This is a genomic window from Labrys sedimenti, from assembly GCF_034424805.1.
GTDB lineage: Bacteria > Pseudomonadota > Alphaproteobacteria > Rhizobiales > Labraceae > Labrys > Labrys sedimenti.
In genome coordinates, this window is sequence record NZ_JAXOUF010000004.1 from 183,914 (window position 1) to 210,633 (window position 26,720).

Below are 26,720 nucleotides of genomic sequence, written 5' to 3' on the forward strand. Positions count from 1 at the left end.
TCAGGCGCCGAGCTTGTCGGCCAGTTCGGTGAAGTTGCCGGCATGGATGTCGAACCAGGGCTCGGCCATGATGTCCGGCCGGGCATCCGGCCCGAACTCCTGCGGCCGCGCGACGAAGGCGGTCCGCATACCGAAAGCCTTGGCGGCCTTGAGGTCGTATTTGTGGCAGGCGACCATCATGATCTGGTCGGGCCGGTAGCCGAGATAGTCGACGGCGAGCTGATAGACGGCCGGGGCAGGCTTGTAGCTGCGTGCCAGCTCCGCCGTCAGCACCGCATCGAAGGGCAGGCCGGCATGCCTGACCACGGCGACCACCGCGGCCATGCCGGCATTCGACAAGGTCGAGGTCACGAATTTGCGCCCGAGCCGGCCGAGCCCTGCAGCACTGTCAGGCCAGGCATCGAGCCTCGTCCAGACCTGGTTGAGTTCGTCCCGCTCCGCAACCGAAAAACGCGCCGACAAGGCATGGCGCTCCAGGAGGACATCGAGCGCCTGCTGATAGATCGCGTCCACCCGGATCCAGGGCCGCTGTCCGGCGATGACCTCGTCGAGCGTGCGACGGTAGAGATCGCGCCATTCGGCCGACAGGCGTGCCCAGTCCGCGTCGATGCCCTTGGCACGGTTGAGATTCTCGCCCAGGCGCAGGATGGGCTGGTAGAAATCGACGCAGGTCCCCTGCACGTCGAAGGTCAGTGCCCTCACACCCTCCAGAGTTTCAGCCGCCACCGCACCCTTCCCGTCCTGTCCCGTTACCAGCGCCGTCGCTCCCGCGGCAGCGCCGATCAGAATATCTCGGCGATTCATTCGAGTCGAAAGCCCCGGCAATGTCATGACCATCCCCGGATCACTCAGACGTTGGACGAATGGATCGCGTCGATCACGGCATCGGTCACGTCCCTGGTGGTGGCCGTGCCGCCGACATCGGGCGTCAGGATACCGGCGCCCGTCACCCTCTCCACCGCCCGCATCAGCCTGGCGGAGGCTTCCGCCTCCCCGAGATGGTCGAGCATCTGGGCGGCCGTCCAGAACGTCGCCACGGGATTGGCCATGCCCTTGCCGGTGATGTCGAACGCCGAGCCGTGGATCGGCTCGAACATCGAGGGAAAGCGCCGCTCCGGATCGATGTTGCCCGTCGGCGCCACGCCGAGGCTGCCGGCAAGCGCGCCGGCGAGGTCGGAGAGAATATCGGCATGGAGATTGGTGGCGACGATGGTGTCGAGGCTCCTGGGATTGAGCGTCATGCGCACCGTCATGGCGTCGACCAGCATCTTGTCCCAGGTCACGTCCGGAAATTCCTCGGCGACCTCGGCGGCGATCTCGTCCCACATCACCATGCCATGGCGCTGCGCATTCGACTTGGTGACCACCGTCAGGAACTTGCGCGGACGCGATTGGGCCAGCCTGAAGGCATAGCGCATGATGCGGGTGACGCCGACACGGGTAAAGATCGCCACCTCCGTGCCGACCTCCTCGGGAAGCCCACGGTGGGCGCGGCCGCCATGTCCGGAATATTCGCCTTCCGAGTTCTCGCGCACGATCACCCAGTCGAGATCGCCCGGCCTGCAATGGCGCAGGGGCGAGGTGATACCCGGCAGGATCTTGGTGGGCCGGACATTGGCATACTGGTCGAAGCCCTGGCAGATCGGCAGGCGCAGCCCCCACAGCGTGATGTGGTCGGGGACGTCGGGCGCGCCGACCGCGCCGAAATAGATCGCATCGAATTTCTTGAGCCTCGACAGCCCGTCGGCCGGCATCATGACGCCGTGCTTCTTGTAATAGTCCGAACCCCAGTCGAAATTCTCGATATGGAACTTCAACCCGCCATCCCGCCTCGCGAGGGCTGCCAGAACCGTGGTACCGGCTGCGATGACTTCGGGACCGATACCGTCGGCGGGAATGGCTGCGATGGAATATTCGCGCATCGTCTATGCTCCAGGAGGAAAAAGGGGAATTACAGGTGCTGGCGGGCAGCATCGGCGGTGCCGGGGGTCGCGGCAGCGGAACGGGCGAGGATCAGCGTCAGCACGGCCGACAGCACCAGAAGACCGGCGACGAAATAGAGCCCGCCCGCAAATCCGCCCGTCACGTCCTTGATCCAGCCGATCATCGCTGGGCCGACGAAGCCGCCGAGATTGCCGATGGAGTTGATCGTGGCGATGCCGGCTGCCGCCGCCGGGCCGGACAGGAACAGGGTCGGCATGCTCCACAGCGGCGGCTTCGCGCAACTGATGCCGATATTGACCAAGGTCAGGGCGATCAGGACGGAGGCGATGCCGCTGGCGTTGGACGCAAAGGCGAGGCCGGCCGCCGCCAGCAGGCAGGCGAAGACGACATGCCAGGTGCGCTCGCCGGTCCTGTCGGAATGACGGGCCCAGAACACCATGGCGATAACGGCCACCACGGCCGGAATGGCGTTGAGAAAGCCGACCTCCAGCGATGTAAGGCCGAATTCCTTGATGATCTGGGGTGCCCAGATGCCAAGCGTATACAGGCCCGCGGAGGTGCCGAAATAGACCAGGGCGAGGGCGAGGACGCGGATATCGGCCAGGCCCGACCAGATGCTGTGGTTGGCCCTGGCGCCCTTGGCCTTCTGTTCGTCCGCCATTGTCCCGACCAGCCAGGCGCGCTCCTCCTCCGTCAGCCATTTCGCCTTTTCGGGGCGATCGGTGAGATAGAACAGCACGACGATGCCGAAGACCAGCGCCGGCGCGGCCTCGATCAGGAACATCCACTGCCATCCGGCCAGGCCCAACAAACCATGCATTTCCATGAGCGCACCTGAGATCGGCGACCCCAGCGCCGTGGACAGGGGAGCTGCCGCCATGAAGATCGCCGTGACCGCGGCGCGGCGGCGCGCGGGAAACCAGAAGCTCAGATAGAGGATGATGCCGGGGAAGAAGCCGGCTTCGGCAACGCCGAGCAGGAAACGCAGAATGTAGAAACCCGTCACACCCTGCACGAACGCCATCAGGCCGGAAATGAGGCCCCAGGTGATCATCACCCGTGCGATCCAGATGCGAGCGCCGACCTTGTCGAGGATCAGGTTGGACGGCACCTCAAACAGAAAATAGCCAAGGAAGAAGATACCGGCTCCCAAGCCGAATACAGTCGAGGAGAAGCCCAGATCCTTGTTCATCTCCAACGCGGCAAAACCGATATTCACGCGATCGAGGAACGCGATGAAGTAAAGCAGCATGATGAAGGGCACGATGCGCCATGAAATCTTGCTTAAGACACGCCTTTCCAGCTCGTCTGCCACGATAATTTCCTCCCGATTTTTGTATGGAACGCGTCTGCTGCGCTTGTTCGTTGTTTTTCTGCGCAGACGCGCTGGACTGCAATGCAGCCAAGATTATATAATTTACTTATATAATCAGGAGGAGATCATGGACCTCGGCCAACTCCGCTGTTTCGTCGTCGTGGCGGAGGAACTGCATTTCGGCCGGGCCGCCCAAAAGCTCGGCATGCTGCCGGCTTCACTGGGCCGACATATCCGGCTCCTGGAGGAATCGCTGGGCACGCAATTGCTGCTGCGCACGACGCGCAATGTTGGCCTGACCGGCGAGGGCGCATTACTCCTGCCCCAGGCGCGCCAACTCCTGGAGCAATCCGACGACATCGTGGCGCGCTTCAGGGCCTTGGGCGGCAACTCGGCCAAGCCGTTGAGGATCGGCGCGATCGACAGCGCCGCCGCCGGCCTGCTGCCGCTGCTGCTCCAGGATCTCCGAACGGCTCATCCGGACATGACGACCCAGCTCATCGAGGACAAGACCATCCGGCTCCTGCCACGCTTGCTGTCCGGTCGCATCGATCTCGCCTTCATCCGCCCGCCCGATGCGATCGACCCTCACATCAAGACGCTCCGGCTGTTTCACGAAACTGCGGTGGTGGCCATGTCTATTCATCATCGCCTGGCGGAGCGGACCAATGTCGCGGTCCATGAACTCGTGGACGAACCGCTCATCGTGCCGGAACGGCGGTCACGCCCCCACAGCCACGACCTCACCATCAAGCTGTTCACCGAGGCTGGACTGCAGGCCAGGATCGCGCAATTGGCGGACGAGAAGCAGACCATCGTCAACCTCGTGGCCGCCCGGATCGGTATCGCCATCGTGCCGCAATGGACCACCCGCCTGGCGGTCAGCGGCGTCGTTTTCGTGCCGCTCGCCGTCGAGCCGGGCGCGATGACCAACAGGCTGCCGCTTTCAGCTGCCTGGCTGAAGGGCGTGCGCGATCCGGCCAGGGACAGGGTCCTGGAGATCCTGAACCGCAATCTGTCACGATATGAGGAAGCCGCCTGAGGTGTCGGCAATTTGACGGGACCATCAAGAATTGAGCATGGTCGCTTCTAGAGAAAAATGACTTTTCGCCGAATCGTCATTTTTCTCTAGCCATTTATTGTGACGCGTTTTCTTGATCGAAAAGTCTATCAACTTTTCTCGAAAGCGCTCCAGTCCGCCCACAGCGCCGGGACATGGACGCGAATATAGTCCCAGAGACGATTGGCGACGGGTCCATGCGGGCGATCCCGGCGCCGCGCGGCGACCAGTTCGGTTTCGATACCCGGAAAGGCGTTTCCGGCGATGGAAACAAGGCGTCCGTCGCGCAGCTCCTGTTCGATCATGAAGCGCGGCAGGTGTCCCCAGGCCATGCCGCGGATGATGACCTCCTTCTTCATCGCGTGATCGGCGACGGTGCATTGCGGCGCGCCTTCCAAGACGTAGAAGCTCACCTTCGCCGCCACCCGGGCGGTATCGCGGATGATGCATTGGGTGAGGCCGCGCATTTGGTCCGGCGAGATCCGGCGGGTGAGAGCGAACGGCAAGAACCCGGGCGCGACCACCGGCACGAACGATATTTTGCCCAGATCGATCCATTCCAGGCGGGGATCGGCCTTTTCGACCCAATGCAAGATCAGGTCGGCCTCGTCCTCCAAAAGCCGTTCCGACGGGCCGCCGATCGTCTCGAAATGCAGGTCGAGCCGTGTCTGCGGACATTGGGCGAAGAAGCCGCCCAACAAATGCAGGCCTTCATGCAGGGGGCAGGTGTCGCCGAGGATGACGCGCAGATGCGTCTCCTCGCCCATGGCAAGTTGGCGGGCATGCACCTGCAACCCCTCCATCTCGCCGAGCAGAGACTGGGCCTTGCGATGGAACGAGCGGCCGGCCTCGGTCAGGGATACGCGATAGCCGCTGCGATCGAGCAGAAGGACGCCGAGATTGGCCTCCAGCTTGGCGATCGCCGCAAATATCGCCGCATGGGAGCGATTGAGCAGGGTGGCCGCGGCCTGGAAGCCGCCTTCGCGGACCACCGCATCGAAGCACTGGATTTCCTGGAGCGTAAAGGCATGCATTGTCTATTTTTATTACAATGATCGTAATATCTTTTCAATTTTTATCGAAATTTCTGGACCCTATTTTCGAGACGTCGCCTCGATCCCGGCGGTAGCGCCGGGACAAGCGACGCATGAGAAGGTGCATATCATGACCAATACCATCGCCCGCCTGGCTACGCTCGATCGCGAACAGCCGGCAACCCCGTCATTCTTCACCAGCGGAGACGGCGTCAGGATCGCCTACACGATAGACGGCCCGGAAGACCGCCCGACGCTCATCCTGTCCAATTCCATCGGCACGACCCTGCACATGTGGGATCTGCAAATCCCCCAGTTGTCACAGCATTTCCAGGTCGTTCGCTATGATTTCCGCGGTCACGGCGCCTCGGACGTTCCAGCCGGCGCCTATTCCGACGGCCGGCTCGGCCGCGACGTGCTGGAGTTGATGAATTGGCTCGGGATCGCGCGCGCCCATTTCCTGGGCCTGTCCTTGGGCGGCTTCGTCGGCCAGTGGCTTGCCATTCATGCCCCGGAGCGCATCGAGCGCCTGATCCTCAGCAACACGGCCGCCCATCTCGGGCCCGCAGCCTATTTCGACGAAGCCATCGCCGCCGTGCTCGCCGCGCCGGATATGACGCAGACCGCGGAAACCTTCCTCGGCAACTGGTTCCCGAAGGCCATGATCGCAGCGAACGGGCCCGCCATCCGGACCTTCCGGGAGATGCTGCTGAACACGTCGCGCCAGGGCCTTGCCGGCAATTGGGCGGCCGTACGCGACGCCGACCTGCGCCGCACCATTGCCCTGATCGCCGCCCCCACTCTGGTCATCGCCGGCGAATTCGATACGGTCACCTCGCTCGGCAAGAGCGAGGAGATCGCCGCTACCATTCCCGGCGCCCGGCTGAAGGTGCTGCCCGCCGTTCACCTCAGCAATATCGAGTTCCCACAGGAATTCTTAGCGGAAGTGCTGTCGTTCCTGCAGGTGGATCCGGCCTGATCACCCTGGCAATCTCGCATCCGTTACGGCCACGCTCCGTACAGGGCATGGCCGTAAACAGCGCAGAGAGGATGGCAGGCAGGGATTGGGTAATCGGACCTCAAACGCGCTCGAGCGCGATGGCGATGCCCTGCCCCACCCCGATGCACATGGTGGAAAGCGAGCGCCTGCCTCCCTTGCCCGCCAGTTCCAGCGCCGCCGTTCCAGTGATGCGGGCACCGGACATGCCGAGCGGATGACCGAGTGCGATGGCGCCGCCATTGGGGTTCACGCGCGGATCGTCATCGGCAACGCCGAGCTGGCGCAGGGTGGCAAGTCCTTGTGCGGCAAAGGCTTCGTTCAGTTCGATCACATCGAAATCGCCTTGCGCCAACCCCAGCCGTGCCATCAGCTTTTGCGACGCCGGCGCCGGGCCGATGCCCATGATCCGCGGCGGCACGCCGGCCATCGCGCCGCCCAGGACGCGGGCGATCGGGGTCAGGCCATGGGCCTTGGCCGCCGCTTCCGAGGCCAGGATCAAGGCGGCGGCGCCGTCATTCACCCCGGAGGCGTTGCCCGCCGTGACCGAGCCGCCTTCGAACAGCGGCTTGAGCCTGGCGAGTGCCTCGGCCGTGGTGGCGCGGGGATGCTCGTCGCGCTCCACCACCACAGGATCGCCCTTGCGCTGCGGGATCGTGACCGCCCCGATTTCCCGGGCCAGCCGCCCATTGACCTGCGCGGCGGCGGCTTTCTGCTGCGAGGCCAGCGCCATGGCGTCCTGTGCCTCGCGGGACACACCGAAATCATCGGCGACGTTCTGGCCGGTCTGCGGCATTGAATCGGTGCCATAGGCCTTGTGCATCGCCGGATTGACGAAGCGCCAGCCGATGGTGGTGTCGTGGATCTCGGCATGGCGCGAAAAGGCGCTGTCCGCCTTGGGCATGACGAAGGGTGCGCGCGACATGGATTCGACGCCGCCGGCGATCATCAGGTCGGCCTCGCCGGCCTTGATGGCGCGGGCTGCGGCCAGGATGGCATCCATGCCCGAGCCACAGAGCCGGTTGATGGTGGTGCCGGGAACGCCGACCGGAAGTCCCGCCAGCAGGAGCGACATGCGGGCGACGTTGCGATTGTCTTCTCCGGCCTGGTTGGCGCAGCCGAAGATGACGTCGTCGACATCCTGCCAGTCCACACCGGGATTGCGCGCCATCAGCGCCTTCAGCGGCACGGTACCGAGGTCGTCGGCCCGGACCGGCGCCAGCGCGCCGCCGAAGCGGCCGATCGGCGTGCGAATATAGTCGCAGATGAAAACCTCGGTCATGTCACAACTCCGGAACGACGAGATCGGCAACCGGACCGGGAAGGTGGAGCGTTGCCCCCGTCACGGCCTGCAATGCGTCGATGGAAAGCGATGGGAGTTTCTCGCGCAGCACGAACCGGCCGCCTTCGATGTCGATCACGGCCAGGCTGGTATAGACCCGGGTGACGCAGCCCACCCCGGTCAACGGCAGGGTGCAGCGTTCGAGCAGCTTGGGCTGGCCGTCCTTGGTGACGTGGTCGGTGATAACGGCAACGCGCTTGGCACCGTGCACCAAATCCATGGCACCACCGACGGCGGGCACGCCCTTCGGCCCGGTGGACCAGTTGGCGAGGTCACCGGTCTGGGCAACCTGATAGGCGCCGAGGATCGCCACGTCGAGATGGCCGCCGCGCACCATGGCGAAACTATCGGCATGGTGGAAGAAGGCGGCGCCGGGCTTCAGCGTCACTGCCTTCTTGCCCGCATTGATCAGGTCCCAGTCCTCTTCGCCCTCTGCCGGGCTCTCGCCGAAATTCAGGATGCCGTTCTCGGTGTGGAAGATCGCCTCTCGCCCGGCGGGCTGATACTGGGCCACCTTTTCCGGCAAGCCGATGCCAAGATTGACATAGGCACCGTCAGCGATGTCCTGCGCCGCGCGCCATGCGATCTGGTTGCTCGACAATCTGCTCATCTCAGGCCTCCAGCGGGTAGGCGGCATTGGCGCGGTTCAGGTCTTCTTCCTGACGCGGATGCGGGACTTCGACGACTTGCTGGACGAAGATGCCGGGGGTCACCACGGCCTCGGGGTCGATCTCGCCCGCGGCTACGATGCGGCTGGCCTGCACGATGGTCACGGCGGCCGCCATGCACATCAGCGGGTTGAAGTTCCGCGCCGCCATCCGATAGGTCAAATTGCCATAGGGATCGGCGAGTTCGGCCTTCACCAGCGCGACATCGGCCTTGAGCCAGCGCTCGCGCACATAGGAACGCCCGTCGAACTCCTCCACCGGCTTGCCCCCCGCCAGATCGGTGCCGAAGCTGGTCGGCGTATAAAAGGCGGGAATGCCCGCCCCGCCGGCGCGGATGCGTTCGGCCAGCGTACCCTGCGGCACCAGCTCCAGCTCGATCTTGCCCGCAAGGTAGAGCTCGGTGAACACCACCGGATCGGCCGAGCGCGGAAAGGAACAGATCAGCTTGCGTACCATGCCCGCTTCGATCAGCGCGGCGAGACCGACATGCCCGTTGCCGGCATTGTTGTTCACCACCGTCAGGTCCTTGGGATGTCCCGTGGCACGATAGCGGTCGATCAGGGCGTGGATCAGCTCGATCGGCGATCCCGCGCCACCAAACCCCCCGATCATCACGGTCATTCCGTCCCCGATAGGCGCTACCGCGCCGGCGAGGTTCGCGACTGTCTCGTCCATCTCAATCCATCCAAGTGGAGGCCCCGTGGCCTGAACGCGATCTCGAGGCGCACAATTAGGCGCAACGACTTCTTCCGTAAATCCAGTTTGTGCGATATGCTATATTTGTTTACATATCGCACAAACTGGATTTACGGATGACCATCAGCGAGCGCGACATCATGGGTGGCCTTGCCAAGGGGCTGGCGGTGATCGAGACCTTCACTGCCGAACGCCCGCGCCAGTCCATCTCCGACGTCTCGGCCGCCTCGGGACTGGACCGGGCGACGGCGCGGCGTTGCCTGCTGACGCTCGCACACCAGGGCTATGCCGACTACGACGGCAAGTTCTTCACCCTGACCCCTCGCGTCCTCAGGCTCGGCACGGCCTGCCTTGCGACCATGCCCTTACCGCAGATCGTGCAGCCGATGCTGGACAGGCTGTCGGAGGAGATCGGCGAAAGCTCTTCGGTCTCCATTCTCGACGGCGGCGAGATCGTCTATGTCGCCCGCGCCGCGCAGAAGAAGGTGATGTCGGTGGTGCTGATGCCTGGCTCGCGCCTGCCGGCCTATTGCACGTCGATGGGTCGGGTCCTGCTCGCGGGGCTGCCGGAACCGGATGCCCGCGCCATTCTGGGCACCGACATGCTGCCTGCTCGCACCTCACGTACCTTGACCGATCCCGAGGCGATCATCGCCGAGTTGTCGCAGGTGAGGGTCCAGGGCTATGCCGCCATCGACCAGGAGGTCGAGGAGGGCTTGCGCTCGGTCGCAGTACCGCTCCTGAATGCCCGCGGTCGGGTGATCGCGGCGCTGAACACCGGTCTGCCGGCTTCCGGCCCGCTAGCGGATCTGACCGGACGCTATCTGCCGGCCCTGCTCGCCGTGCAGGAGCAACTGAGGCCGATCCTGCGATAAGGGGCTGGTGACGCGCTCAGATCTCGAGCAGAGCGTAGGGTCGTCCCGTCGGCTTTTCGATATGGGCCGCCACATTATAGACGGGTGCGCCTCGCGACGTCTTGCCCTGATAGGCCCCGCGATGGGCATGGCCGTGAACGACCGCGCTGACCTCGAAGCGGTCGATGGTCTCGGCAAGCCTGGAGGAGCCCAGGAAAGGATAGATTTCGAGCGGCTCTCCCAGCACCGTCTCGACGATGGGGGCGTAGTGCAGCACCACCACCGCCCGATCGGCGCGAACCTGCCGCATGGCATTTTCCAGGCGCATCGCCTGATCGATGCCCTCGGCCACCATGGCCTTGATGGCCGGTTCGCCGAACGAACTCAGCATGAAGCGGCCGAAGCCACCTGCAAATCCCTTCACGCCGACGAAGCCGACCCCTTCGATCTCGACATGCTGGCCATCGAGCAGATGTACCTTCGCTGCCTCCAGGATGGCAGCCAGCTTGTCCGCTTCGCCCGCCTCATAATCGTGATTGCCGAGCACGGCGACCACGGGAATGCTGCAGGCGGCAAGGTCGGCGGCAAGGTGTTCGGCCTGTTTCGGCTTGCCGAGATCGGTGAGATCCCCGGCCAGCACCAGCACATCGGCCGCCTCCGAAATCTCCTTGAAGAGATCGCGATAGGAGTCTACCGGTGTGTCCTTGACATGCAGGTCGGCCAGGGCCGCTACCGTGATGGCCTTTGGCTTGTCATTCATCGCTTCTGCGTCCCTTGGAAGAGCGGCGGTCCCCCTCCCCGCCGACATCGGCAAATCCCCATTCCTTGACGTCGATCTCGAAGTCTATGCGTGAATACATGCGACCCCGGCAGATCTTCATCTGCGGCGGCGGCAATTGCCGCTGTGCGCCAAGCCGGTCGAGCAGTTCCGTCAGCAGCCAGGCCGGAACGACGTCGCGCTCTGATGGATAGATCCAGCGGAAGTTGAGCAGATGCATCAGGAGCACCTCCCAATGCACCTCCATATGCGCAAGCAGGCGCTGCCAGTCGATCTGCTCATGCGTCTTGAGGATGAGATGGACCACGTCGGCCCCGTCATAACGATGACGCATCTGCACGAAACATTTGGACCAGATGAGGTCGGTCGGCCCGACGATGCCGACCTTGCAATCGTAGAGATGGATCCTGCGCGCCTGCTCGAACCAGTCGTCTCCCACCGGCATCGTACCGTTCGGCGAGGCAAAAATGACGTCGAAGAACTTCTTGCCCTTGAAAACCTTGCCGAGCCAGCGATCGTCCTCGATCTCGACGGCATAGTTCTCGGCTTGGAAATAGGCGAGCAGGCGCTGGGCATCCCCCGCCTTGCAGAAGATATCCAGGTCCTTGGTCAGGCGGGTGATGCCGGTATAGGCGCTGACGGCAAAGGTACCGGCCACCAGAAATGGAACATCACACGCACACAGGTCCTGGATGGCCTGTTGCACGAAGCTCTCCGCTTCATCGTCGTGCAGCAGGGGCTCGGCCATGGCCTGCATCAAATGCGACCGCTTCGCCTTGGCTGCCTGTTTCTTGCCGCTCGTTGCCATCCCCACCGCCCTTGCCTGCCGTGACGGGCAGATCGTCCCTGTTGGAACCGACGTTGAGGAACTTGGTTCCGAAGCAGTTCCGCCTTGCGAGTGCCCGGTCGCGCAACGGCCTTGGCAGTCGTGGGGATTTCAGGGAGGCTCACGACCCCGGCCGCAGCCGGTCCATGCAGTTGCGGGTGAGCGCCACCCCCGGCGCGATGCTGTTGCGGTGGATCGAGGAAAAGCCCATGCGAAAGAACCGGCAAGGCCCCTCGTTCCTGGCAAAGAAGGGCGAGCCCGACTCGATCAGCACGCCATCTTCTTTGAGATCCGTCATCAGCCGGTCGGCATCCAGGCCGTCGGGGCCGGCGATCCAGAAGGAGCTGCCGCCGAAGGCAGCGGAACCGGCGATCACCAGGCCCTGCTCTCTGAGCGCCTCGGCCATCACGATGTGACGCCCGTGATAGGCGCCGCGCATGCGGTGCACGAGGGCATCGTAATGCCCGAGCCCGAGAAAATAGGCGACGTTGCGCTGCAGATGGCCGGCCGGATGACGCAACATGAGGGCGCGCAAGGCCCGCGCCTCCCGAATGAACGCCGCTGGCGCGACCAGATAGCCGAGCCGCAGGCCCGGAAACAGCGATTTGGAGAAACTGCCGACATAGAGGACCCGTCCGCTGCGATCGAAGGCCTTGAGCGCCGGCGAAGGCGGGGCCAGGAAGCTCATCTCGAACTCGTAGTCGTCCTCGACGATCATGAAATCCTTCCTGGCCGCCGCTTCCAGCAGGGCGACGCGCCGCTCGACGGGCATGGTCGCTCCCGTCGGACAATGGTGGCTCGGCGTCACGAAGACGGCGTCCACCTGCTCGGGCAGCGCGTCGGGCGGCAGCCCCTCCCCGTCGACGTCGATGGCGGTGACGTCAGCCCCGCTCAACTGCAGGGAGGCGCTCATGTCGGGATGGCACGGATTTTCGCACACCGCCCGTGAACCTCGGCCCAACAGGAGCTGAATGACGATCCACAAGGCGTTCTGGGCGCCCACGGTCACCAGGATCTCGTCGGGGGTCGCGCGGATGCCGCGGCTGGGAAGCGTCCGTGAGCAGATATAGTCGACGAGCCGGGCGTCGTCGGCCGCGGCGAAATCGCCGGCCATCAGCTCGAAATCCTCGCGGGCCAGGGCACGCCTCGCGCAGTCGCGCCAGGCATTGAGGTCGAACAGGGAGCTGTCCATCTGGCCATACAGGAAGGGATAGGGGTAGCGTCGCCAATCGAGCGGCTTGCGGATCTGCTTGGCGACGATGAAGCTCGAGCGCAATTTGGCGCTCCAGTCGATGCGCTCCGCCTCGATCGAAGGCGCGGCGATCTCCAGCGTGTTGAAGGGCGGGTTGTCGGCGATGCGATAGGCGCTGCGGCTCGAGGCCTGGATGTAGCCCTGCGATGCCAGTTCCTGATAGGCGAGCGTCACCGTGATCCGGGAAATGGTGAGATAGGCGGCGAGCTTGCGCGTCGAAGGCAGATGCAGGCCGGGGCCCAAGCGCCCCGCCAGGATGGAGGAGACCACGGTCTCGCGGATTTGGGCCTGGAGCCCGATCCGGCTCGCCTTGTCGACGAAGAAGATCGTCTCGGAAATCGCCGTCTGGCTCATCCAGCTCATCCCTGACACGTTTTCCTGGAGCGGCGATGGCGTGCGGGCGCGCCTTGCTCCGGCAAACTGGACTCATTCAACTTGCCAACTGGCTCTAAGGCAACAGGCCAACGTGATTTATCCCTTAAGCCAATAAGACCGGGTCTGATGACACCGGTGAAAATCCGGCGAAAACAGCCGGTGGCACCGGGATCCCCGGTTGCCGCAAGCCAAAGGGGAATGATCATGCAACTGGTCAAGCGTATGGCCGGCGCCGTGACGGTGGCCGCCGGTCTCTTCAGTGCCGCCTTCGCCCATGCCGAAACCAATCTCGTCGTGGGCTACCAGCAGATCGTCGGCCCGTTCGTGACGGCGATCGCCGACGGTCGCTTCGACGCCGCGGCCAAGGAGGCCGGCTACAAGATCGACTGGCGCCAGTTCAGCTCGGCCGGCGACATCACCACCGCTTTGGCCTCGGGCGATGTGCCGATCGGGGTCATCGGCTCCACCGGTACCGCCGCTGCCGCCACCCGAGGGGTCGACCTGCAGTTGTTCTGGATCCTCGACAATATCGGCAAGTCCGAAGCGCTGGTGGTACGCGAGGGCTCCGGCATCACCAAGCCGGAGGACCTGAAGGGCAAGAAGGTCGCCGTTCCCTTCGTCTCGACCTCCCACTTCCATCTGCTCGTCGGCATGAAGCAGGTCTGGAAGATCGACCCGCGCGAGGTCAACATCCTCAACCTCAAGCCGCCGCAGATCGTCGCCGCCTGGCAGCGCGGCGACATCGATGCAGCCTATGTCTGGCCCCCGGCTTTGTCGGAAATCTTGAAATCGGGCAAGGTGATCGCCGATTCCGAAGGCATCGGCGCCGCCAGCGTACCGACCTTCGACGGCCTCGTGGTCGCCAAGGGCTGGGCAGAAGAGAATCCCAAGCTGATGGCCGCCTTCACCAAGGTCCTGGCGCAGGCCTATGCCGACTACAACGCCAACAAGGCGGCCTGGACGGCCGACTCGCCGCAGGTCCGCGGCATCGTCAAGCTGATCGGCGGCGACGGCCCCAGCACGGTGGAGGCCCTGAAGCTGCTCTCCTTCCCCAACGCAGCCGAACAGGCTTCGGATAGCTGGCTCGGCGGCGGCGCGGTGCGCGCCCTCAACGCAAGTGCGAAATTCCTGGTCGAGCAGAAACAGATCAGCAAGTCGCTCGACGACTACGCGCCCTATGTGAATGCAAGCTTTGCCCAGAGCGCGGCCAAATAGAACGCCCCTTCGACACACCGCCCACACCGTCGATCGCCCGCGCAGCACTTGCTGCGGGCGGCCGACAGGACGTCCAACGCGCCCCGTGACCGAGGTGCAGGGAGGCATTCGTTATGGAAACGCTCAGTGTCAAGAACGTCAGCCTGACATATCCGGGCCTCTATTCAGACCAAGCCGTCATCGCCCTCAAGGGCGTCAATCTCAGTATCAACAGCGGCGATTTCGTCGTCGCCCTCGGCGCATCGGGCTGCGGCAAGACCACATTGCTGAACATCATGGCCGGTTTCATGGCGCCGTCCGACGGCGAGATCTCGCTCGGGAACAATCGGATCAACGGTCCGGGCGCCGACCGGGGCGTGGTGTTCCAGAAGCACGCGCTACTACCCTGGCTCAACGTGATCGACAACACCGAGTTCGGCCTCAAGCTGCGCGGCGTCGACAAGACCAGGCGGCGCGAGCTCGCCGCCAAGAACCTGGCGCTGGTCGGCCTGCAGGATTTCCACCGCCACATGATCTACCACCTGTCGGGCGGCATGCAGCAGCGCGTGGGCATCGCCAGGGCCCTGACCTGCGACCCGGCCATGCTCTTGATGGACGAACCGATGGCGGCGCTCGATGCGCTGACCCGCGAGACCATCCAGGAATTGCTGCTCAAGGTCTGGCAGCTCACCAACAAGATGTTCTTCTTCATCACCCACAGCGTCGAGGAAGCGCTGTTCCTGGGTTCGCGGCTGATCGTGATGTCACCGCGCCCCGGCCGCATCACCCATACCTACGAACTCGATTTCAATCGCCAGTTCCTCGCGGAGGGTAACGCCCGTGCCATCAAGTCCAGCCCCCAGTTCATCAGGATGCGCGAAGAAATACTCGGCATCATCTATGGCGACGAGCGCGCCAATCCGGAGGCTGCCCATGCTTGAGGGTGTCCTGAAGGCGCGGCCCGTCCAGCCCGGCAAGATCTTCGGCGCGCCCGGCGACGGCAGCAGCGGCCTGATCAGCCTGGCCACCGCCATCGTCCTGATCGCCCTGTGGTTCCTTGTCACCGAGACGGGCTGGGTCAAGCCCCTGTTCCTGCCCTCCCCGGTGGCGGTCTGGGACAAGTTCGTGCTGGCGCTCACCGACGGCGTCTCCAACTCGACCCTGGCCGAGCACACCATGGCGAGCCTCGGGCGCGTGGTCGGCGCCTTCCTGCTTGCCCTGGTGACGGCCGTGCCGATCGGCATCCTGATGGGGGTCAACCGCTTCGTGCGTGGGCTCTTCGACCCGATCATCGAGTTCTACCGCCCATTGCCGCCGCTCGCCTATCTGCCGCTGATTATCATTTGGCTCGGCATCGGCGAGTTCCCGAAAGTGTTCCTGATCTACCTGGCGATCTTCGCGCCGATGGCCATCGCAGCACGGGCCGGCGTGCGCTCGGTCTCCACCGAACAGGTCCATGCGGCCTATGCGATGGGCGGCACGCGCGGCCAGGTCATCAGCCAGGTCATCCTCAAGGCCGCCCTGCCGGAGATCTTCACCGGCATGCGCATCGGCATCGGCGTCGGCTGGACCACGCTCGTCGCCGCCGAAATGGTCGCCGCCAACCGGGGCCTCGGCTTCATGGTCCTCAACGCGGCCGAAAATCTCGAAAGCGATACCGTGATCATGGGCATCTTCATCATCGGCATCTTCGCCTTCGCCTTCGACCTCCTGATCCGCTACCTCGAAAAGGCGCTCATCCCCTGGAAGGGCAAGATCTGACGACGGCGCAACCGCATTTCGTGGTGCCCGCCTCGGGCTAACCGCCCGACGCTGGCGCCCACGGCACCAACCTTGAGAACAAGACCAATTGGCCGGCCTGCCCGGCCGACGGCGAAGCCTTGCCCAAAGGGCTCCCGCGAAAGACATGAGGAAACTGAAATGTCGATGTCCCCAGACGATCTTGCCCGCCTCTTCGATGCCTTCAACCGGCATGACATCGACGGCGTCATGGCCTTCTTCGCTCCGGACTGCGTGTTCGACGCGGTCGGCGGCCCCGAGGTCTACGGCACGCGCTTCTCCGGCACCCAGGCCATCGCGGAGGCCTTCAGCGGCGTGTGGCAGGCGATGCCCGACGCACGCTGGGCCCATCACAGCCATCTCGTCCATGGCGATCGGGCGGTTTCGGAATGGGTCTTTTCCGGCACCCAGGCCGACGGCAGCCGCATCGAGGCTGAGGGCTGCGACCTCTTCACCCTCGCCGGAGGCAAGATCATCCGCAAGCAGGCCTTCCGCAAGAACCGGCCGCCACAGGCTGCGCAGGGCTGAGCTCAGCGCGGGAGGACAATCCGATGGACCAGCAGCTCATCAGGGCGACGGCGCCGAGGCAGCCCTTCGATCCGGCGTACGACCCGATCCATGCCCCCAATCCGGGTGCCGGAAAGGACTACGCGCCGACCTACTGGATCGGCACGGCGGGCACGCCGCCCGCCGATGACGGGCCGGTCACCAGCGATCTCGACGTCGACGTAGCCGTCATCGGCTCGGGCTATACGGGCCTGTCCTGCGCCATTCATCTGGCCAGGGAGCACGGCATCAAGGCGACGGTGCTGGAAGCCAATGGCGTCGCCTGGGGCTGCTCCACCCGCAATGGCGGACAGGCGCAGATTTCCTCGGGCCGGCTGAAGCGCTCGCAATGGATCGAGCGCTGGGGGGAGGACGTCGCCAGAAAGCTCCATGCCGAGATCGCCGATGCCTTCGAATTGTTCCGCGGGTTGATCCGAGAGCCCGAGATCGACTGCGAGCCCCAGGATGGCGGCCATCTCTACATCGCCCATCGCGACAAGATGCTGCCGGCGCTGGAGAAGGAGACGCGGCTGCTGAACCAGGTGTTCGGATACCGTGCCCGCATGGTCGGCCGCGACGAGATCCACAGCGATTTCGTGCGCGATGCAGAGGCCAAGGGCGCGATGTACGAGCCCGACGGCATCGGCATCCATGCGGCCAAGCTCGCTTTCGGATATCTCAGTCTGGCACGCAAGCTCGGCGCCCGGGTGCATGTCTCGAGCCCGGTGCTCGGTTGCGACTTCAAGGGCGGCGTCCATCATCTGCGAACGCTGGGCGGTACCGTCCGCGCCCGCGCCGTCTGCATCGCCACGGCCGGCTATACCTCGCCCGGGCTGCACACGCTGACCCGGCACAGGCTGATGCCGATCCTGTCCAATTCCGTGGTCACCCGGCCGCTCACCGACGAGGAGCGTACGGCGCTGAACTTCAAGGCGCGCATCCCGCTCACCGACACGCGCACCCTGCGCCACTATTATCGCATGCTGCCGGATGGTCGCGTGCAGATCGGCAGCCGCAGCGCCATCACCGGCGGTGATGCGGCCAATCCCAAGCATCTCAACCTGCTGCTCGAAGGGCTCCACCGGAAGTTCCCGATCCTGCGCGGCATCGAGATCGACTATTCCTGGTGGGGCTGGGTCGATGTCAGCCACGACATGATGCCGCGCATCTTCCGTCCCGACCCGGCTCAGCCGCTGTTCTACGCCATGGGCTATGGCGGCAATGGCGTGATGTACTCGGCCCAGGCCGGCCGCCGCATGGCCCAGATGGTCGCCGGCAAGGGCGGCGGCCTCGATTTGCCGATCTTCACCTCGCCGCTGCCGAGCCACGGGCTGCTGACGCCGTTCAGGCGCCTCGGGCAGTGGGGCATGTACCGCTGGTACTACCTCAAGGACGAGATCTTCTAGATCACCCTCCGATCAAACTGGTTTCGAAAACCAGCCCATCTCTTTGAAATCACAATTGAACATCTCTCCACTCTCTCAAGGCCGAATGGCCCCTTCGAAAGGAACCACGCCATGAAAATGACCACCGAAGAAGCCTTCGTCAAAGTCCTCCAGATGCATGGCATCGAGCATGCCTTCGGCATCATCGGCTCAGCCATGATGCCGGTGTCGGACCTGTTCCCCAAGGCCGGCGTCAAGTTCTGGGACTGCGCCCACGAGACCAATGCCGGCATGATGGCCGACGGCTTCAGCCGCGCCACCGGCACCATGGCCATGGCGATCGGCCAGAACGGGCCCGGCGTCACCGGCTTCATCACCGCCATGAAGACGGCCTATTGGAACCACACGCCCCTGCTGATGGTCACCCCGCAAGCGGCCAACAAGACCATCGGCCAGGGCGGCTTCCAGGAAGTCGACCAGATGGCGATGTTCGAGGAGATGGTGTGCTACCAGGAAGAGGTGCGCGATCCCTCGCGCATTCCCGAAGTGCTGAACCGGGTGATCGAGAAGGCCTGGCGCGGCTGCGCTCCGGCGCAGATCAACATTCCGCGTGACTTCTGGACCCAGGTCATCGACGTCGACCTGCCGGCGATCGTGCGCTTCGAGCGCCCGGCCGGCGGGCCGCAGGCGATTACCCAGGCCGCCAAGCTGCTGTCCGAGGCGAAATTCCCGGTCATCCTCAACGGTGCCGGCGTCGTCATCGGCAACGCCATCGGCGAGTCCATGGCCCTGGCCGAACGGCTCGATGCACCGGTGTGCTGCGGCTATCAGCACAATGACGCCTTTCCCGGCAGCCATCGCCTCGCGGTAGGGCCGCTCGGCTATAACGGCTCCAAGGCTGCGATGGAGCTGATCGCCAAGGCCGACGTGGTGCTGGCGCTCGGCACCCGCCTCAACCCGTTCTCCACCCTGCCGGGCTACGGCATCGACTATTGGCCCAAGCAGGCTTCGATCATCCAGGTCGACATCAACGCCGACCGCATCGGCCTCACCAAGAAGGTCACCGTCGGCATCTGCGGCGACGCCAGGCAAGTGGCGGGCCAGATCCTGGCGCAATTGTCGCCGGTGGCCGGCGACACCGGCCGGAAGGAGCGCGTCGCCACCATCCACCAGACCCGCTCGGCCTGGCTGCAGCAACTCTCCTCGATGGACCACGAGGACGACGACCCGGGCACGGAGTGGAATGACGGGGCCCGCCGGCGCGAGCCGAACCGCATGTCGCCGCGCCAGGCTTGGCGCGCCATCCAGGCGGCGCTGCCGAAGGAGGCGATCATCTCCACCGATATCGGCAACAATTGCGCGATCGGCAACGCCTATCCGAGCTTCGAGCAGGGTCGCAAATATCTGGCGCCCGGCATGTTCGGACCCTGCGGCTATGGCTTCCCGTCCATCGTCGGCGCCAAGATCGGCTGCCCCGACACGCCGGTGGTGGGCTTTGCCGGCGACGGCGCCTTCGGCATCTCGATGAACGAAATGGGCGCGATCGGCCGCGAAGGCTGGCCGGCCATCACCATGGTGATCTTCCGCAACTACCAGTGGGGCGCGGAAAAGCGCAACACCACGCTGTGGTACGCCAACAACTTCGTCGGCACCGAGCTCAACCCCAATCTCAGCTATGCCAAGGTGGCCGAGGGCTGCGGGCTCAAGGGCGTCAGCGTCGACACGCCGGCCGGCCTGACCGAGGCCCTCGCCAGGGCGCTCGACGACCAGGCCAGGGGCGTGACCACCTTCGTCGAGGTCGTGCTCAACCAGGAACTGGGCGAGCCCTTCCGCCGCGACGCCATGAAGAAGCCCGTGCCGGTGGCCGGCATCGATCGCGCCGACATGCGTCCGCAACAGCACACCTGATCGACCAGGCCTGCCTCCCCTTGGGGGCAGGCCGTTCTCCTGCCGTATGCCACCACAGGAAACGCGCCCATGGCGACCTCAGCCGTAACGCCGAGCCGGTTCGGAGGGCTTCCCTCGGCAGCCGCCCGCTATTGGCCCGGCGTGGCGGTGACCGGCGCCACCGCCATCGCCGCCCAGTTCCTGTCCGACCATTATGGCGCGCCGGCCATGCTGATGGCGCTGCTGCTCGGCATCGCCCTGCACTTCCTGTCCGAGGAAGGACGCTGCGTCGCCGGTATCGACCTGTGCGCCAAGAAGGTGCTCCGCCTCGGCGTGGCCCTGCTCGGCATGCGCATCAGCGTCGACCTGCTGATCGAGCTCGGCGCCGGCACCATCCTCCTGCTGGTCGCGGCCATCGCCGCCACCATCGGTTTCGGGCTGCTCACCGCCAAGCTGCTCGGGCGCGGCTGGCGGCTGGCGCTGATCACCAGCGGCTCGGTCGCCATCTGCGGTGCTTCGGCGGCCATGGCCATCGCCGCCGTGCTGCCCAAGAATGAGTTCTCCGAGCGCAATCTGATCTTCACGGTGCTGTCGGTTACCGTGCTCAGCACCATCGCCATGATCGTCTATCCGATCCTCGCCCATGCGATCGGGCTGGACGCGCGCGCCACCGGCATCTTCTTCGGCGGCACCATCCATGACGTCGCCCAAGTCGTCGGCGCCGGCTTTTCCGTCTCGCCCGAGGCCGGCGAAGCGGCCACGCTGGTCAAGCTCATCCGTGTCGCCATGCTTGCGCCGGTGGTGCTGGTCTATTCGCTGGCGACCCGCAACATCGCCGGCCCGGACGATGCTTCCGGCCGCCCGCCGCTGTTGCCCGGCTTCGTCATCGCCTTCCTGATCCTGGCCGCGATCAATTCGTTCGGCCTGATCCCGAGGGTGGTTGCCGAAGCCGGCTCGGAGGTCTCGCGCTGGGCCCTGCTGGCCGGCATCGTCTCGGTCGGCATGAAGACGGCGCTGCGCCGGGTGCTCGACGTCGGCGGCGACGCTGTCGCCCTGATCGTCGCCGAGACCGCCTTCCTCGCCTTCTTCATCCTGGCCGGCATGTATCTCCTGGGGCATGTGTCATGAAACCGCTCGACCGCATCATCGCGGCAGCCAAGGCTGCTCCCCAACGTATCGTCCTCGCCGAGGGCGAGGATCCGCGCATCGTCGAGGCCGCCTTGCGGGCGAGCCGCGACGGCATTGCCCGCGTCATCCTCGTCGGCAGCGCTGGCATCATCGGGCAGCGCCTGCGCGAGGCCGGCGCCACGACCGAAGAGATCCGCATCGAGGATCCGGCAGCCTCGCCGCTCGCCCCTCGCCTGGCCGCTGCTTTTCACCGGCTGCGCCAGTCCAAGGGCGTCGACGCGCAGGCAGCCGCCGAGGCGCTGCGCTCGCCGCTGACCTTCGCCGCCATGATGGTGCGAGAGGGCGAAGCCGACGGCACGGTGGGCGGGGCCGTGGCGACCACCGCCAATACGGTGCGCGCGGCCCTGCAATGCATCGGCCGGGCGCCCGGCGCCGCCTTGGTCTCCAGCTTCTTCCTGATGATGCTGTGCCAACCCTATCACGTGAAGAAGGGTGCCTTCCTGTTTGCCGATTGCGGCCTCGTCATCGATCCCGACGCGGCGGAGCTCGCCGACATCGCCCGCGTCTCCGCGCGCTCCTACGAGGCCTTGGCCGGCGTAACGGCCAAGGTGGCGATGCTGTCTTTTTCCACCGTCGGCAGCGCCTCACATGAACGCGTCTCCAAGGTGGTGGAGGCGACGCGCCTGGCGCAAGCCGCCGACCCCCAGCTTTCCATCGATGGAGAGCTGCAATTCGACAGCGCCTTCGTGGAAGCCGTGAGCGCAGCCAAGGCGCCGAATTCGCCCCTGCATGGCGCTGCCAACGTCTTCATCTTCCCCAATCTCGACTCTTCCAATATTGGCTACAAGATCGCCCAGCGCATCGGCGGGGCGACGGCCATCGGGCCGATCCTGCAGGGGCTGGCCAGGCCCGCCAACGACCTCTCCCGCGGCTGCAGCGCCGAGGATGCCTACCACATGATCGCGGTCACCACGCTGCAGGCAGTCGATGCGCGGCAGCCGACGGTGGCTGCTCCCTGTGACAGCCAGCGGCAAGCTTGAGGCAAGGGGCAGGAACAAGGCAGCCGGCCTCGCGTTTTTCCGATCAAGTCGACACCCGCATACCTGCGCAAAAGACCGCACGACGCCACCAACGGCAACCCCAGGAAGGTGACCATGATCAGCCGACGCAATGTCCTGAAGCTGGGCGGCTCGACCGCCGCCGCCTTGGCTGGCGGATTGATGCTGCCCCCTCTCGCCCGCGCGGAAGAGACAATCACCCTGCCCTTTGCCAATGGCGGGCGGCCCCTGGTGAAATATCCCGGCAAGCGCCCGCTGATCGGGCTGACCGAGCGCCCACCGCAACTCGAAACGCCCTTCCAGGTCTTTGACGAAGGCATCCTCACGCCGAACGATGCCTTCTTCGTACGCTACCATCTCTCCGACATCCCGCTCGAGATCGATCCGCAGACCTATCGGATCGAGGTCAAGGGACTGGTCAAGACTCCGCTGTCCCTGTCGCTGAACGATCTCAAAGCCTATGAACCTGTCGAGTTGGTGGCTGCCCTCCAGTGCTCGGGCAACAGCCGCGGCTTCGTCGAACCGCGCGTCGCTGGCGGCCAGCTCGCGAACGGCGCCATGGGCAATGCCAGGTGGAAGGGCGTTCCCCTCAGGGCCATCCTCGACAAGGCGGGCGTGCAGCCCGGCGCCGTGCAGGTGTCGTTCGGCGGCCTGGACGGCCCGGCCGCACCCGATACACCCGATTTCGTCAAGGCCATCGACATCGACCACGCCCGCGATGGCGAGGTGATGCTGGCCTATGCCATGAACGGCGAGGACCTGCCCTGGCTGAACGGCTTTCCGGTGCGCCTGGTCGTACCCGGCTGGTACGGCACCTACTGGCTCAAGCACCTCAACGAGATCACCGTGCTCGACAAGGTGTTCGACGGCTTCTGGATGAAGTCCGCCTACCGCATTCCCGACAATGACTGCGCGTGCACCGAGCCCGGCAAGGCGCCGGACAAGACCGTGCCGATCAACCGGTTCAATGTGCGCTCCTTCATCACCAGCGTGCTCGACGGCCAGAAGGTGCCGGCCGGCGTCCCGGTAAAGCTGCGTGGCTTCGCCTTCGACGGCGGCTCGGGCATCAGGCGGGTCTCCGTCTCCACCGACGACGGCGCCACCTGGCAGCCGACGCGTCTCGGGGAGGATCTCGGCAAATATTCCTTCCGGGAATGGACCACCGATATCCGGCTCGAAAAAGGCCCGCACGTGCTCAAGGTGCGGGCCACCGGCAATGACGGCAAGACCCAGCCCGACAAGCCGCTGTGGAACCCGGCCGGCTACATGCGCAACTGCGTGGAAGCCACCAGAGTCACGGCAGCCTGAGGAGAGCCATGATGAAACGCATCGTCACCACGCCCCTGGCAGCCGCCTTCGCTCTGCTGCCTGTTTCGCTGGTCCTGGCCCAGCCGCTGACCTACCAGCTTCCCGACGAGGCTTCCAAATTCAGGGACGGGCCGAACCTCGAAATTGCGCAGAACAATTGCACCGCCTGTCATTCGGCGGACTATATCCGCACCCAGCCGCCGAAGAAGGGACAGGCCTTCTGGGCTGCCGAAGTCAGCAAGATGATCAAGACCTACAAGGCGCCGATTGCCGAAACCGACGTGAAGGCGATTGTCGAATATCTTGATTCAACATATTGACTTGAAAGAATAAAACTTACCCGAAAGACCAATGGTGATTTCTGCAAATGGCCCTGGGGATGGCGGCACCGTCAGCCCCGGCGGGCCGCCTCGATCGCCGCGACGTCGATCTTCCGCATTTCCATCATTGCTTCGAAGGCACGTTTTGCTTCCGCGCCACCGGCGGCTATCGCCTCGGTCAACACCCGCGGCGTGATCTGCCAGGAGATGCCCCATCTGTCCTTGCACCAGCCGCACGCGCTTTCCTGGCCGCCATTGCCGACGATGGCATTCCAGTAGCGGTCCGTCTCCTTCTGGTCGTCCGTGGCGATCTGGAAGGAAAAGGCTTCGCTGTGCTTGAACGCGGGTCCGCCATTGAGGCCGAGGCAGGGAATGCCGGCAACGGTGAATTCAACCGTCAGCACATCGCCCTCCTTGCCCGACGGGTAGTCGCCAGGCGCGCGGTGGACGGCATGTACCGTGCTATCGGGAAAGATCTCGGCATAGAAGCGGGCCGCAGCCTCGGCGTCCTTGTCATACCACACGCAGATCGTATTCTTGGCGACGGCCATTGCCTGTCCTTTCGCGTTCAAGGCCAATGCTGCCCGACTTCTTCGAAATCCGGAGCGGTTTGCAGCCGACCCGAGGCAGCGCTTCTTGACCATAGAATGCGTTCAGCCGCTCAACGTTCCACGACAACACCTGAAAAGTCGATGAGTGCGCAGGCCTAAAGGGGAATACAGGAACGCCATGGATCGCGATATTGCCTGAACTGGCAGCGGACGGGACGATCAGGCTTCTGTCCGGGCTTCAAGCCTGTGTCGGCTGCCCACCGCCGGCATCAATCGCATGGCAGGCGACGCGCACATCATCCTCGATCGTCCGCATCTGCGGCCTTTCGCGCTTGCAGATCTCCATGGCCAGCGGGCAGCGCGGATGGAAGGCGCAGCCCGGCGGGGGATTGAGCGGGCTCGGCAGGTCGCCGGCCAGGGGAGCCCGGTCTCGGTTGGGATTTTCGATATCGGGGATCGTTTCGAGCAGCAGGCGCGTATAGGGGTGACGCGGCCTGTCGAACACGGTGTGGCCCGGCCCCTCCTCCACCAGGCGGCCGAGATACATCACGCCGATGCGGTCGGTCAGGAAACGCACCACCGACAGATTATGGCTGATGAACAGATAGGTCAGGCCGAGGCGCTGCTGTAGGTCCTTGAGCAGGTTGAGCACCTGCGCCTGGACCGAGACGTCGAGGGCCGAGGTCGGCTCGTCCAAGAGCAGCAATTCGGCCTCGGCAGCAAGGGCGCGGGCGATGGAGATGCGCTGGCGCTGGCCCCCGGAGAATTCGTGCGGATATTTGGTGCCGTCGCCAGGCGCCAGCCCGACGGTCGACAGCAGCGCCCCCACCCGGGCACGGCGCTCGCCCCTCGGCAGATGTCGCATCGGCTCGGCGATACTGCGGCCGATGCGCCAGCGCGGATTGAGGCTGCCGACCGGATCCTGGAACACCATCTGCAATTGCACGGGCTTGCCGCCCTTGCCGGCGAAGTCGATGCGGCCAGTACTCGGCGCCTCCAGCCCGGCGATCAGGCGGGTGATGGTGGATTTGCCGCAACCGGACTCGCCGACGATCGAGAAGGTGGTGCCCCGCGGGATCGAAAAGCTCACGCCGTCGACGGCCCGCACCAGCTTGCGGCCGGCGCGCGTCGCGATGCGCTGCAGGAAGGGGGCGGAGACGTCGAAGACCTTGGAAAGGTCGGTGACCTCGACCAGAGCGGCGGCGTTGTCCTGCTTCATGGTGCCCCGCCATCGATCCATTGATTGTCGGCGGCAACCATGAGGCCTCGTTTCACCACGAGAGCGCGCGGCGGACGATCCACCAGGATCTGCGCCAGGTTCTCGCCCTCGATGAGGACGAGGCTGCCCTCGCAGCCGGCCTCGAGCCCATAGCCTTCCAGGCCGAGCAGGTCGGCGCCGCGACGCGTGCCCATGTCCAGGGCCCGCAGCAGTTCGGCATCGGTGCGGCAATGGGTGCGATAGGCCAGGAGCCGGCAACGGTCGAGCATGTCGCCATCGCCATGCGGGTTCCAGGTATCGCGCAGGGAATCCGAGGCGACGGCGCAGCGCACGCCGCGTGCCGCCAGCTCGAACATCGGCGGGAAACCGATCTCGCCCGGCACGGCGGAAATAATGCCGATCCCGGCCTCGGCCAGCACGTCGATCATGCGCTGCACCTTGTGCGGCGGGCCATCGCCGAGGCAGAAAGCATGGCTTACGACGACGCGCCCCCGCATGCCCAGCGCCCGCGTGCGCTCGGCGATCATGCCCAGTTCGAACAGCCCGAGTTCCCCCGGCTCGTGCAAATGGATGTCGATCTTGGCGCCCTTGCGGCTGGCAATGCCGAAGATGGTGTCGAGATGGCCCTTGGGATCGGCATCGATGGTGGCGGGATCGATGCCGCCAATGACGGAAGCGCCTTCGTCCAGCGCCGCCTCCATCAGATCCGCCGTGCCGGGGTCGATCATCAGGCCGGTCTGGGGAAAGGCGACGAGTTCGAGGCCGACGGCATGCTTCACCTTCTCCCAGGCCTCCAGGACGCCATGGAGATTGTCGAGCTTGTAGCCGGTGGAGATATCGACATGGCTGCGGATATGGGTCGAGCCCATCTCGACGCAGCGCCGCATCAGATTGCCGGCGCGCTCCGGCACTCCCCAGGGCAGGTCCTTGCGGATGGCGACCTCGTTGTCGATCATCGCCCGGAGCGACGGCGGCACGTTGATGGAGTGCCAGGGCAGGCCCCACAGGATCTTGTCAAGATGGACATGGGCCTCGACGAAGGGCGCGATGGCGATGGCTCCCTTGCCGTCGACCACCGGCACGCCCTCGGGCCGGTTGAGGTCGCGGCCGACTGCGACGATCCGGCCGGCGCGGATCAGGATGTCGGCGCTTTCCCCGGCATCGGGGCGGACATTGGCGAGAAAAAGATCGGTCATTTCACAAC

At 64.9% G+C, this 26,720-nt stretch carries 26 protein-coding genes; 13 read left to right on the top strand and 13 right to left on the bottom strand.

The genetic code is table 11. The annotated features are described in order from the left end of the window. Genes U1R88_RS15890 through U1R88_RS15900 form a run of 3 tightly spaced genes read right to left on the bottom strand, consistent with a single transcriptional unit; the run spans nucleotide 1 to nucleotide 3,259 of the window. Nucleotides 1–804 carry a haloacid dehalogenase type II gene (locus U1R88_RS15890; RefSeq protein WP_322432102.1) on the bottom strand — a complete coding sequence of 268 codons (804 nt, stop codon included), beginning with the start codon at nucleotides 802–804 and terminating at the stop codon, nucleotides 1–3. Nucleotides 805–848: 44 nt separating this feature from the next. Next, a complete protein-coding gene (locus tag U1R88_RS15895; protein ID WP_322432103.1) occupies nucleotides 849–1,922 on the bottom strand; it encodes a tartrate dehydrogenase in 1,074 nt (357 codons plus the stop codon). Between the two features lie 29 nt (nucleotides 1,923–1,951). Further along, nucleotides 1,952–3,259, bottom strand: a complete 1,308-nt coding sequence (locus U1R88_RS15900; RefSeq protein ID WP_322432104.1) for an MFS transporter — start codon at nucleotides 3,257–3,259, stop codon at nucleotides 1,952–1,954. 127 nt (nucleotides 3,260–3,386) lie between these two features. Between U1R88_RS15900 and U1R88_RS15905 the strand changes: the two genes are divergently transcribed. Beyond that, a complete protein-coding gene (locus tag U1R88_RS15905) occupies nucleotides 3,387–4,301 on the top strand; it encodes a LysR family transcriptional regulator (protein WP_322432105.1) in 915 nt (304 codons plus the stop codon). A gap of 128 nt (nucleotides 4,302–4,429) precedes the next feature. On the opposite strand, the gene U1R88_RS15910 is transcribed toward U1R88_RS15905, so the two are convergent. Beyond that, nucleotides 4,430–5,353 carry a LysR family transcriptional regulator gene (locus tag U1R88_RS15910; RefSeq protein WP_322432106.1) on the bottom strand — a complete coding sequence of 308 codons (924 nt, stop codon included), beginning with the start codon at nucleotides 5,351–5,353 and terminating at the stop codon, nucleotides 4,430–4,432. 130 nt (nucleotides 5,354–5,483) lie between these two features. On the opposite strand from U1R88_RS15910, the gene U1R88_RS15915 reads away from it, so the two are divergent. Beyond that, entirely contained in the window at nucleotides 5,484–6,332 is an 849-nt protein-coding gene (locus tag U1R88_RS15915; RefSeq protein WP_322432107.1) for an alpha/beta fold hydrolase, read from the top strand. Nucleotides 6,333–6,432: 100 nt separating this feature from the next. On the opposite strand, the gene pcaF is transcribed toward U1R88_RS15915, so the two are convergent. From pcaF to U1R88_RS15930, 3 genes are read right to left on the bottom strand one after another with little or no spacing between them, the layout of a single operon-like run. Continuing rightward, nucleotides 6,433–7,632: a 3-oxoadipyl-CoA thiolase gene (gene pcaF, locus U1R88_RS15920; protein WP_322432108.1), complete on the bottom strand. Its 1,200-nt coding sequence runs from the start codon at nucleotides 7,630–7,632 to the stop codon at nucleotides 6,433–6,435. Nucleotide 7,633: 1 nt separating this feature from the next. Beyond that, entirely contained in the window at nucleotides 7,634–8,302 is a 669-nt protein-coding gene (locus U1R88_RS15925; protein ID WP_322432109.1) for a 3-oxoacid CoA-transferase subunit B, read from the bottom strand. A gap of 1 nt (nucleotide 8,303) precedes the next feature. Then, nucleotides 8,304–9,035, bottom strand: a complete 732-nt coding sequence (locus U1R88_RS15930; RefSeq protein WP_322432110.1) for a 3-oxoacid CoA-transferase subunit A — start codon at nucleotides 9,033–9,035, stop codon at nucleotides 8,304–8,306. 137 nt (nucleotides 9,036–9,172) lie between these two features. Here U1R88_RS15930 and U1R88_RS15935 point away from each other — a divergent pair, with 137 nt between their 5' ends. Next, entirely contained in the window at nucleotides 9,173–9,931 is a 759-nt protein-coding gene (locus U1R88_RS15935) for an IclR family transcriptional regulator domain-containing protein (protein WP_322432111.1), read from the top strand. Nucleotides 9,932–9,947: 16 nt separating this feature from the next. Here U1R88_RS15935 and U1R88_RS15940 read toward each other — a convergent pair whose 3' ends face one another. The 3 genes from U1R88_RS15940 to pdxR all read right to left on the bottom strand — a co-directional run bounded on the left by U1R88_RS15940 (nucleotide 9,948) and on the right by pdxR (nucleotide 13,120). Then, nucleotides 9,948–10,670, bottom strand: a complete 723-nt coding sequence (locus U1R88_RS15940; RefSeq protein ID WP_068294262.1) for a metallophosphoesterase family protein — start codon at nucleotides 10,668–10,670, stop codon at nucleotides 9,948–9,950. Continuing rightward, nucleotides 10,663–11,496 carry a nucleotidyltransferase family protein gene (locus U1R88_RS15945; protein ID WP_425545438.1) on the bottom strand — a complete coding sequence of 278 codons (834 nt, stop codon included), beginning with the start codon at nucleotides 11,494–11,496 and terminating at the stop codon, nucleotides 10,663–10,665. Before U1R88_RS15945 ends, U1R88_RS15940 begins: the two co-directional genes overlap by 8 nt. 139 nt (nucleotides 11,497–11,635) lie before the next feature. Continuing rightward, entirely contained in the window at nucleotides 11,636–13,120 is a 1,485-nt protein-coding gene (pdxR, locus tag U1R88_RS15950) for a MocR-like pyridoxine biosynthesis transcription factor PdxR (RefSeq protein WP_322432112.1), read from the bottom strand. 225 nt (nucleotides 13,121–13,345) lie between these two features. On the opposite strand from pdxR, the gene tauA reads away from it, so the two are divergent. The 10 genes from tauA (at nucleotide 13,346) to sorB (ending at nucleotide 23,746) form a co-directional block, all read left to right on the top strand. Next, nucleotides 13,346–14,356, top strand: coding sequence for a taurine ABC transporter substrate-binding protein (gene tauA, locus U1R88_RS15955; RefSeq protein WP_425545439.1), 1,011 nt, complete (start codon nucleotides 13,346–13,348; stop codon nucleotides 14,354–14,356). A 113-nt stretch (nucleotides 14,357–14,469) separates the two neighbouring features. Then, nucleotides 14,470–15,276: a taurine ABC transporter ATP-binding protein gene (locus U1R88_RS15960; protein ID WP_322432114.1), complete on the top strand. Its 807-nt coding sequence runs from the start codon at nucleotides 14,470–14,472 to the stop codon at nucleotides 15,274–15,276. After that, on the top strand, nucleotides 15,269–16,096 hold the full coding sequence (locus U1R88_RS15965; protein WP_068294273.1) for an ABC transporter permease subunit: 828 nt from the start codon (nucleotides 15,269–15,271) through the stop codon (nucleotides 16,094–16,096). Before U1R88_RS15960 ends, U1R88_RS15965 begins: the two co-directional genes overlap by 8 nt. Before the next feature lie 165 nt (nucleotides 16,097–16,261). Then, entirely contained in the window at nucleotides 16,262–16,642 is a 381-nt protein-coding gene (locus U1R88_RS15970) for a nuclear transport factor 2 family protein (RefSeq protein WP_068294296.1), read from the top strand. A 23-nt stretch (nucleotides 16,643–16,665) separates the two neighbouring features. Beyond that, nucleotides 16,666–18,066: an NAD(P)/FAD-dependent oxidoreductase gene (locus U1R88_RS15975; protein WP_322432115.1), complete on the top strand. Its 1,401-nt coding sequence runs from the start codon at nucleotides 16,666–16,668 to the stop codon at nucleotides 18,064–18,066. 111 nt (nucleotides 18,067–18,177) lie between these two features. Continuing rightward, complete coding sequence (gene xsc, locus U1R88_RS15980) at nucleotides 18,178–19,953, top strand: sulfoacetaldehyde acetyltransferase (protein ID WP_322432116.1); 1,776 nt, start codon at nucleotides 18,178–18,180, stop codon at nucleotides 19,951–19,953. Nucleotides 19,954–20,022: 69 nt separating this feature from the next. Next, the gene (locus U1R88_RS15985; RefSeq protein WP_322432117.1) at nucleotides 20,023–21,060 is read left to right on the top strand and encodes a YeiH family protein; all 1,038 of its coding nucleotides are present in this window, start codon (nucleotides 20,023–20,025) and stop codon (nucleotides 21,058–21,060) included. Next, nucleotides 21,057–22,100: a phosphate acetyltransferase gene (gene pta, locus U1R88_RS15990; protein WP_322432118.1), complete on the top strand. Its 1,044-nt coding sequence runs from the start codon at nucleotides 21,057–21,059 to the stop codon at nucleotides 22,098–22,100. Before U1R88_RS15985 ends, pta begins: the two co-directional genes overlap by 4 nt. A 114-nt stretch (nucleotides 22,101–22,214) precedes the next feature. After that, nucleotides 22,215–23,426 carry a SorA family sulfite dehydrogenase catalytic subunit gene (gene sorA / locus U1R88_RS15995; RefSeq protein WP_322432119.1) on the top strand — a complete coding sequence of 404 codons (1,212 nt, stop codon included), beginning with the start codon at nucleotides 22,215–22,217 and terminating at the stop codon, nucleotides 23,424–23,426. A gap of 11 nt (nucleotides 23,427–23,437) precedes the next feature. Further along, a complete protein-coding gene (gene sorB / locus U1R88_RS16000; protein WP_322432292.1) occupies nucleotides 23,438–23,746 on the top strand; it encodes a SorB family sulfite dehydrogenase c-type cytochrome subunit in 309 nt (102 codons plus the stop codon). A gap of 71 nt (nucleotides 23,747–23,817) precedes the next feature. Here the strand turns inward: sorB and U1R88_RS16005 are convergent, their stop codons facing one another. The 3 genes from U1R88_RS16005 to U1R88_RS16015 form a co-directional block, all read right to left on the bottom strand. Beyond that, nucleotides 23,818–24,297 (bottom strand): VOC family protein, encoded by a 480-nt coding sequence (locus U1R88_RS16005; RefSeq protein WP_322432120.1) that lies wholly within the window; start codon nucleotides 24,295–24,297, stop codon nucleotides 23,818–23,820. Between the two features lie 238 nt (nucleotides 24,298–24,535). Beyond that, nucleotides 24,536–25,516: an ABC transporter ATP-binding protein gene (locus tag U1R88_RS16010; RefSeq protein WP_322432121.1), complete on the bottom strand. Its 981-nt coding sequence runs from the start codon at nucleotides 25,514–25,516 to the stop codon at nucleotides 24,536–24,538. Next, complete coding sequence (locus U1R88_RS16015; protein ID WP_322432122.1) at nucleotides 25,513–26,712, bottom strand: amidohydrolase family protein; 1,200 nt, start codon at nucleotides 26,710–26,712, stop codon at nucleotides 25,513–25,515. Before U1R88_RS16015 ends, U1R88_RS16010 begins: the two co-directional genes overlap by 4 nt. Nucleotides 26,713–26,720 lie beyond the last annotated feature (8 nt).

Bases quoted from the DNA above. Each gene is read 5' to 3' on its own strand.
- U1R88_RS15910 (WP_322432106.1), bottom strand. From the start codon at position 5,353: ATGCATGCCTTTACGCTCCAGGAAATCCAGTGCTTCGATGCGGTGGTC.
- U1R88_RS15935 (WP_322432111.1), top strand. From the start codon at position 9,173: ATGACCATCAGCGAGCGCGACATCATGGGTGGCCTTGCCAAGGGGCTG.
- sorB (WP_322432292.1), top strand. From the start codon at position 23,438: ATGAAACGCATCGTCACCACGCCCCTGGCAGCCGCCTTCGCTCTGCTG.
- pdxR (WP_322432112.1), bottom strand. From the start codon at position 13,120: ATGAGCCAGACGGCGATTTCCGAGACGATCTTCTTCGTCGACAAGGCG.
- U1R88_RS15960 (WP_322432114.1), top strand. From the start codon at position 14,470: ATGGAAACGCTCAGTGTCAAGAACGTCAGCCTGACATATCCGGGCCTC.
- U1R88_RS15895 (WP_322432103.1), bottom strand. From the start codon at position 1,922: ATGCGCGAATATTCCATCGCAGCCATTCCCGCCGACGGTATCGGTCCC.
- U1R88_RS16015 (WP_322432122.1), bottom strand. From the start codon at position 26,712: ATGACCGATCTTTTTCTCGCCAATGTCCGCCCCGATGCCGGGGAAAGC.
- U1R88_RS15940 (WP_068294262.1), bottom strand. From the start codon at position 10,670: ATGAATGACAAGCCAAAGGCCATCACGGTAGCGGCCCTGGCCGACCTG.
- sorA (WP_322432119.1), top strand. From the start codon at position 22,215: ATGATCAGCCGACGCAATGTCCTGAAGCTGGGCGGCTCGACCGCCGCC.
- U1R88_RS15930 (WP_322432110.1), bottom strand. From the start codon at position 9,035: ATGGACGAGACAGTCGCGAACCTCGCCGGCGCGGTAGCGCCTATCGGG.
- U1R88_RS15970 (WP_068294296.1), top strand. From the start codon at position 16,262: ATGTCCCCAGACGATCTTGCCCGCCTCTTCGATGCCTTCAACCGGCAT.
- U1R88_RS15925 (WP_322432109.1), bottom strand. From the start codon at position 8,302: ATGAGCAGATTGTCGAGCAACCAGATCGCATGGCGCGCGGCGCAGGAC.
- tauA (WP_425545439.1), top strand. From the start codon at position 13,346: ATGCAACTGGTCAAGCGTATGGCCGGCGCCGTGACGGTGGCCGCCGGT.
- xsc (WP_322432116.1), top strand. From the start codon at position 18,178: ATGAAAATGACCACCGAAGAAGCCTTCGTCAAAGTCCTCCAGATGCAT.
- U1R88_RS15915 (WP_322432107.1), top strand. From the start codon at position 5,484: ATGACCAATACCATCGCCCGCCTGGCTACGCTCGATCGCGAACAGCCG.
- U1R88_RS15975 (WP_322432115.1), top strand. From the start codon at position 16,666: ATGGACCAGCAGCTCATCAGGGCGACGGCGCCGAGGCAGCCCTTCGAT.
- U1R88_RS16005 (WP_322432120.1), bottom strand. From the start codon at position 24,297: ATGGCCGTCGCCAAGAATACGATCTGCGTGTGGTATGACAAGGACGCC.
- U1R88_RS15985 (WP_322432117.1), top strand. From the start codon at position 20,023: ATGGCGACCTCAGCCGTAACGCCGAGCCGGTTCGGAGGGCTTCCCTCG.
- U1R88_RS16010 (WP_322432121.1), bottom strand. From the start codon at position 25,516: ATGAAGCAGGACAACGCCGCCGCTCTGGTCGAGGTCACCGACCTTTCC.
- U1R88_RS15945 (WP_425545438.1), bottom strand. From the start codon at position 11,496: ATGGCAACGAGCGGCAAGAAACAGGCAGCCAAGGCGAAGCGGTCGCAT.
- U1R88_RS15905 (WP_322432105.1), top strand. From the start codon at position 3,387: ATGGACCTCGGCCAACTCCGCTGTTTCGTCGTCGTGGCGGAGGAACTG.
- U1R88_RS15890 (WP_322432102.1), bottom strand. From the start codon at position 804: ATGAATCGCCGAGATATTCTGATCGGCGCTGCCGCGGGAGCGACGGCG.
- pcaF (WP_322432108.1), bottom strand. From the start codon at position 7,632: ATGACCGAGGTTTTCATCTGCGACTATATTCGCACGCCGATCGGCCGC.
- pta (WP_322432118.1), top strand. From the start codon at position 21,057: ATGAAACCGCTCGACCGCATCATCGCGGCAGCCAAGGCTGCTCCCCAA.
- U1R88_RS15965 (WP_068294273.1), top strand. From the start codon at position 15,269: ATGCTTGAGGGTGTCCTGAAGGCGCGGCCCGTCCAGCCCGGCAAGATC.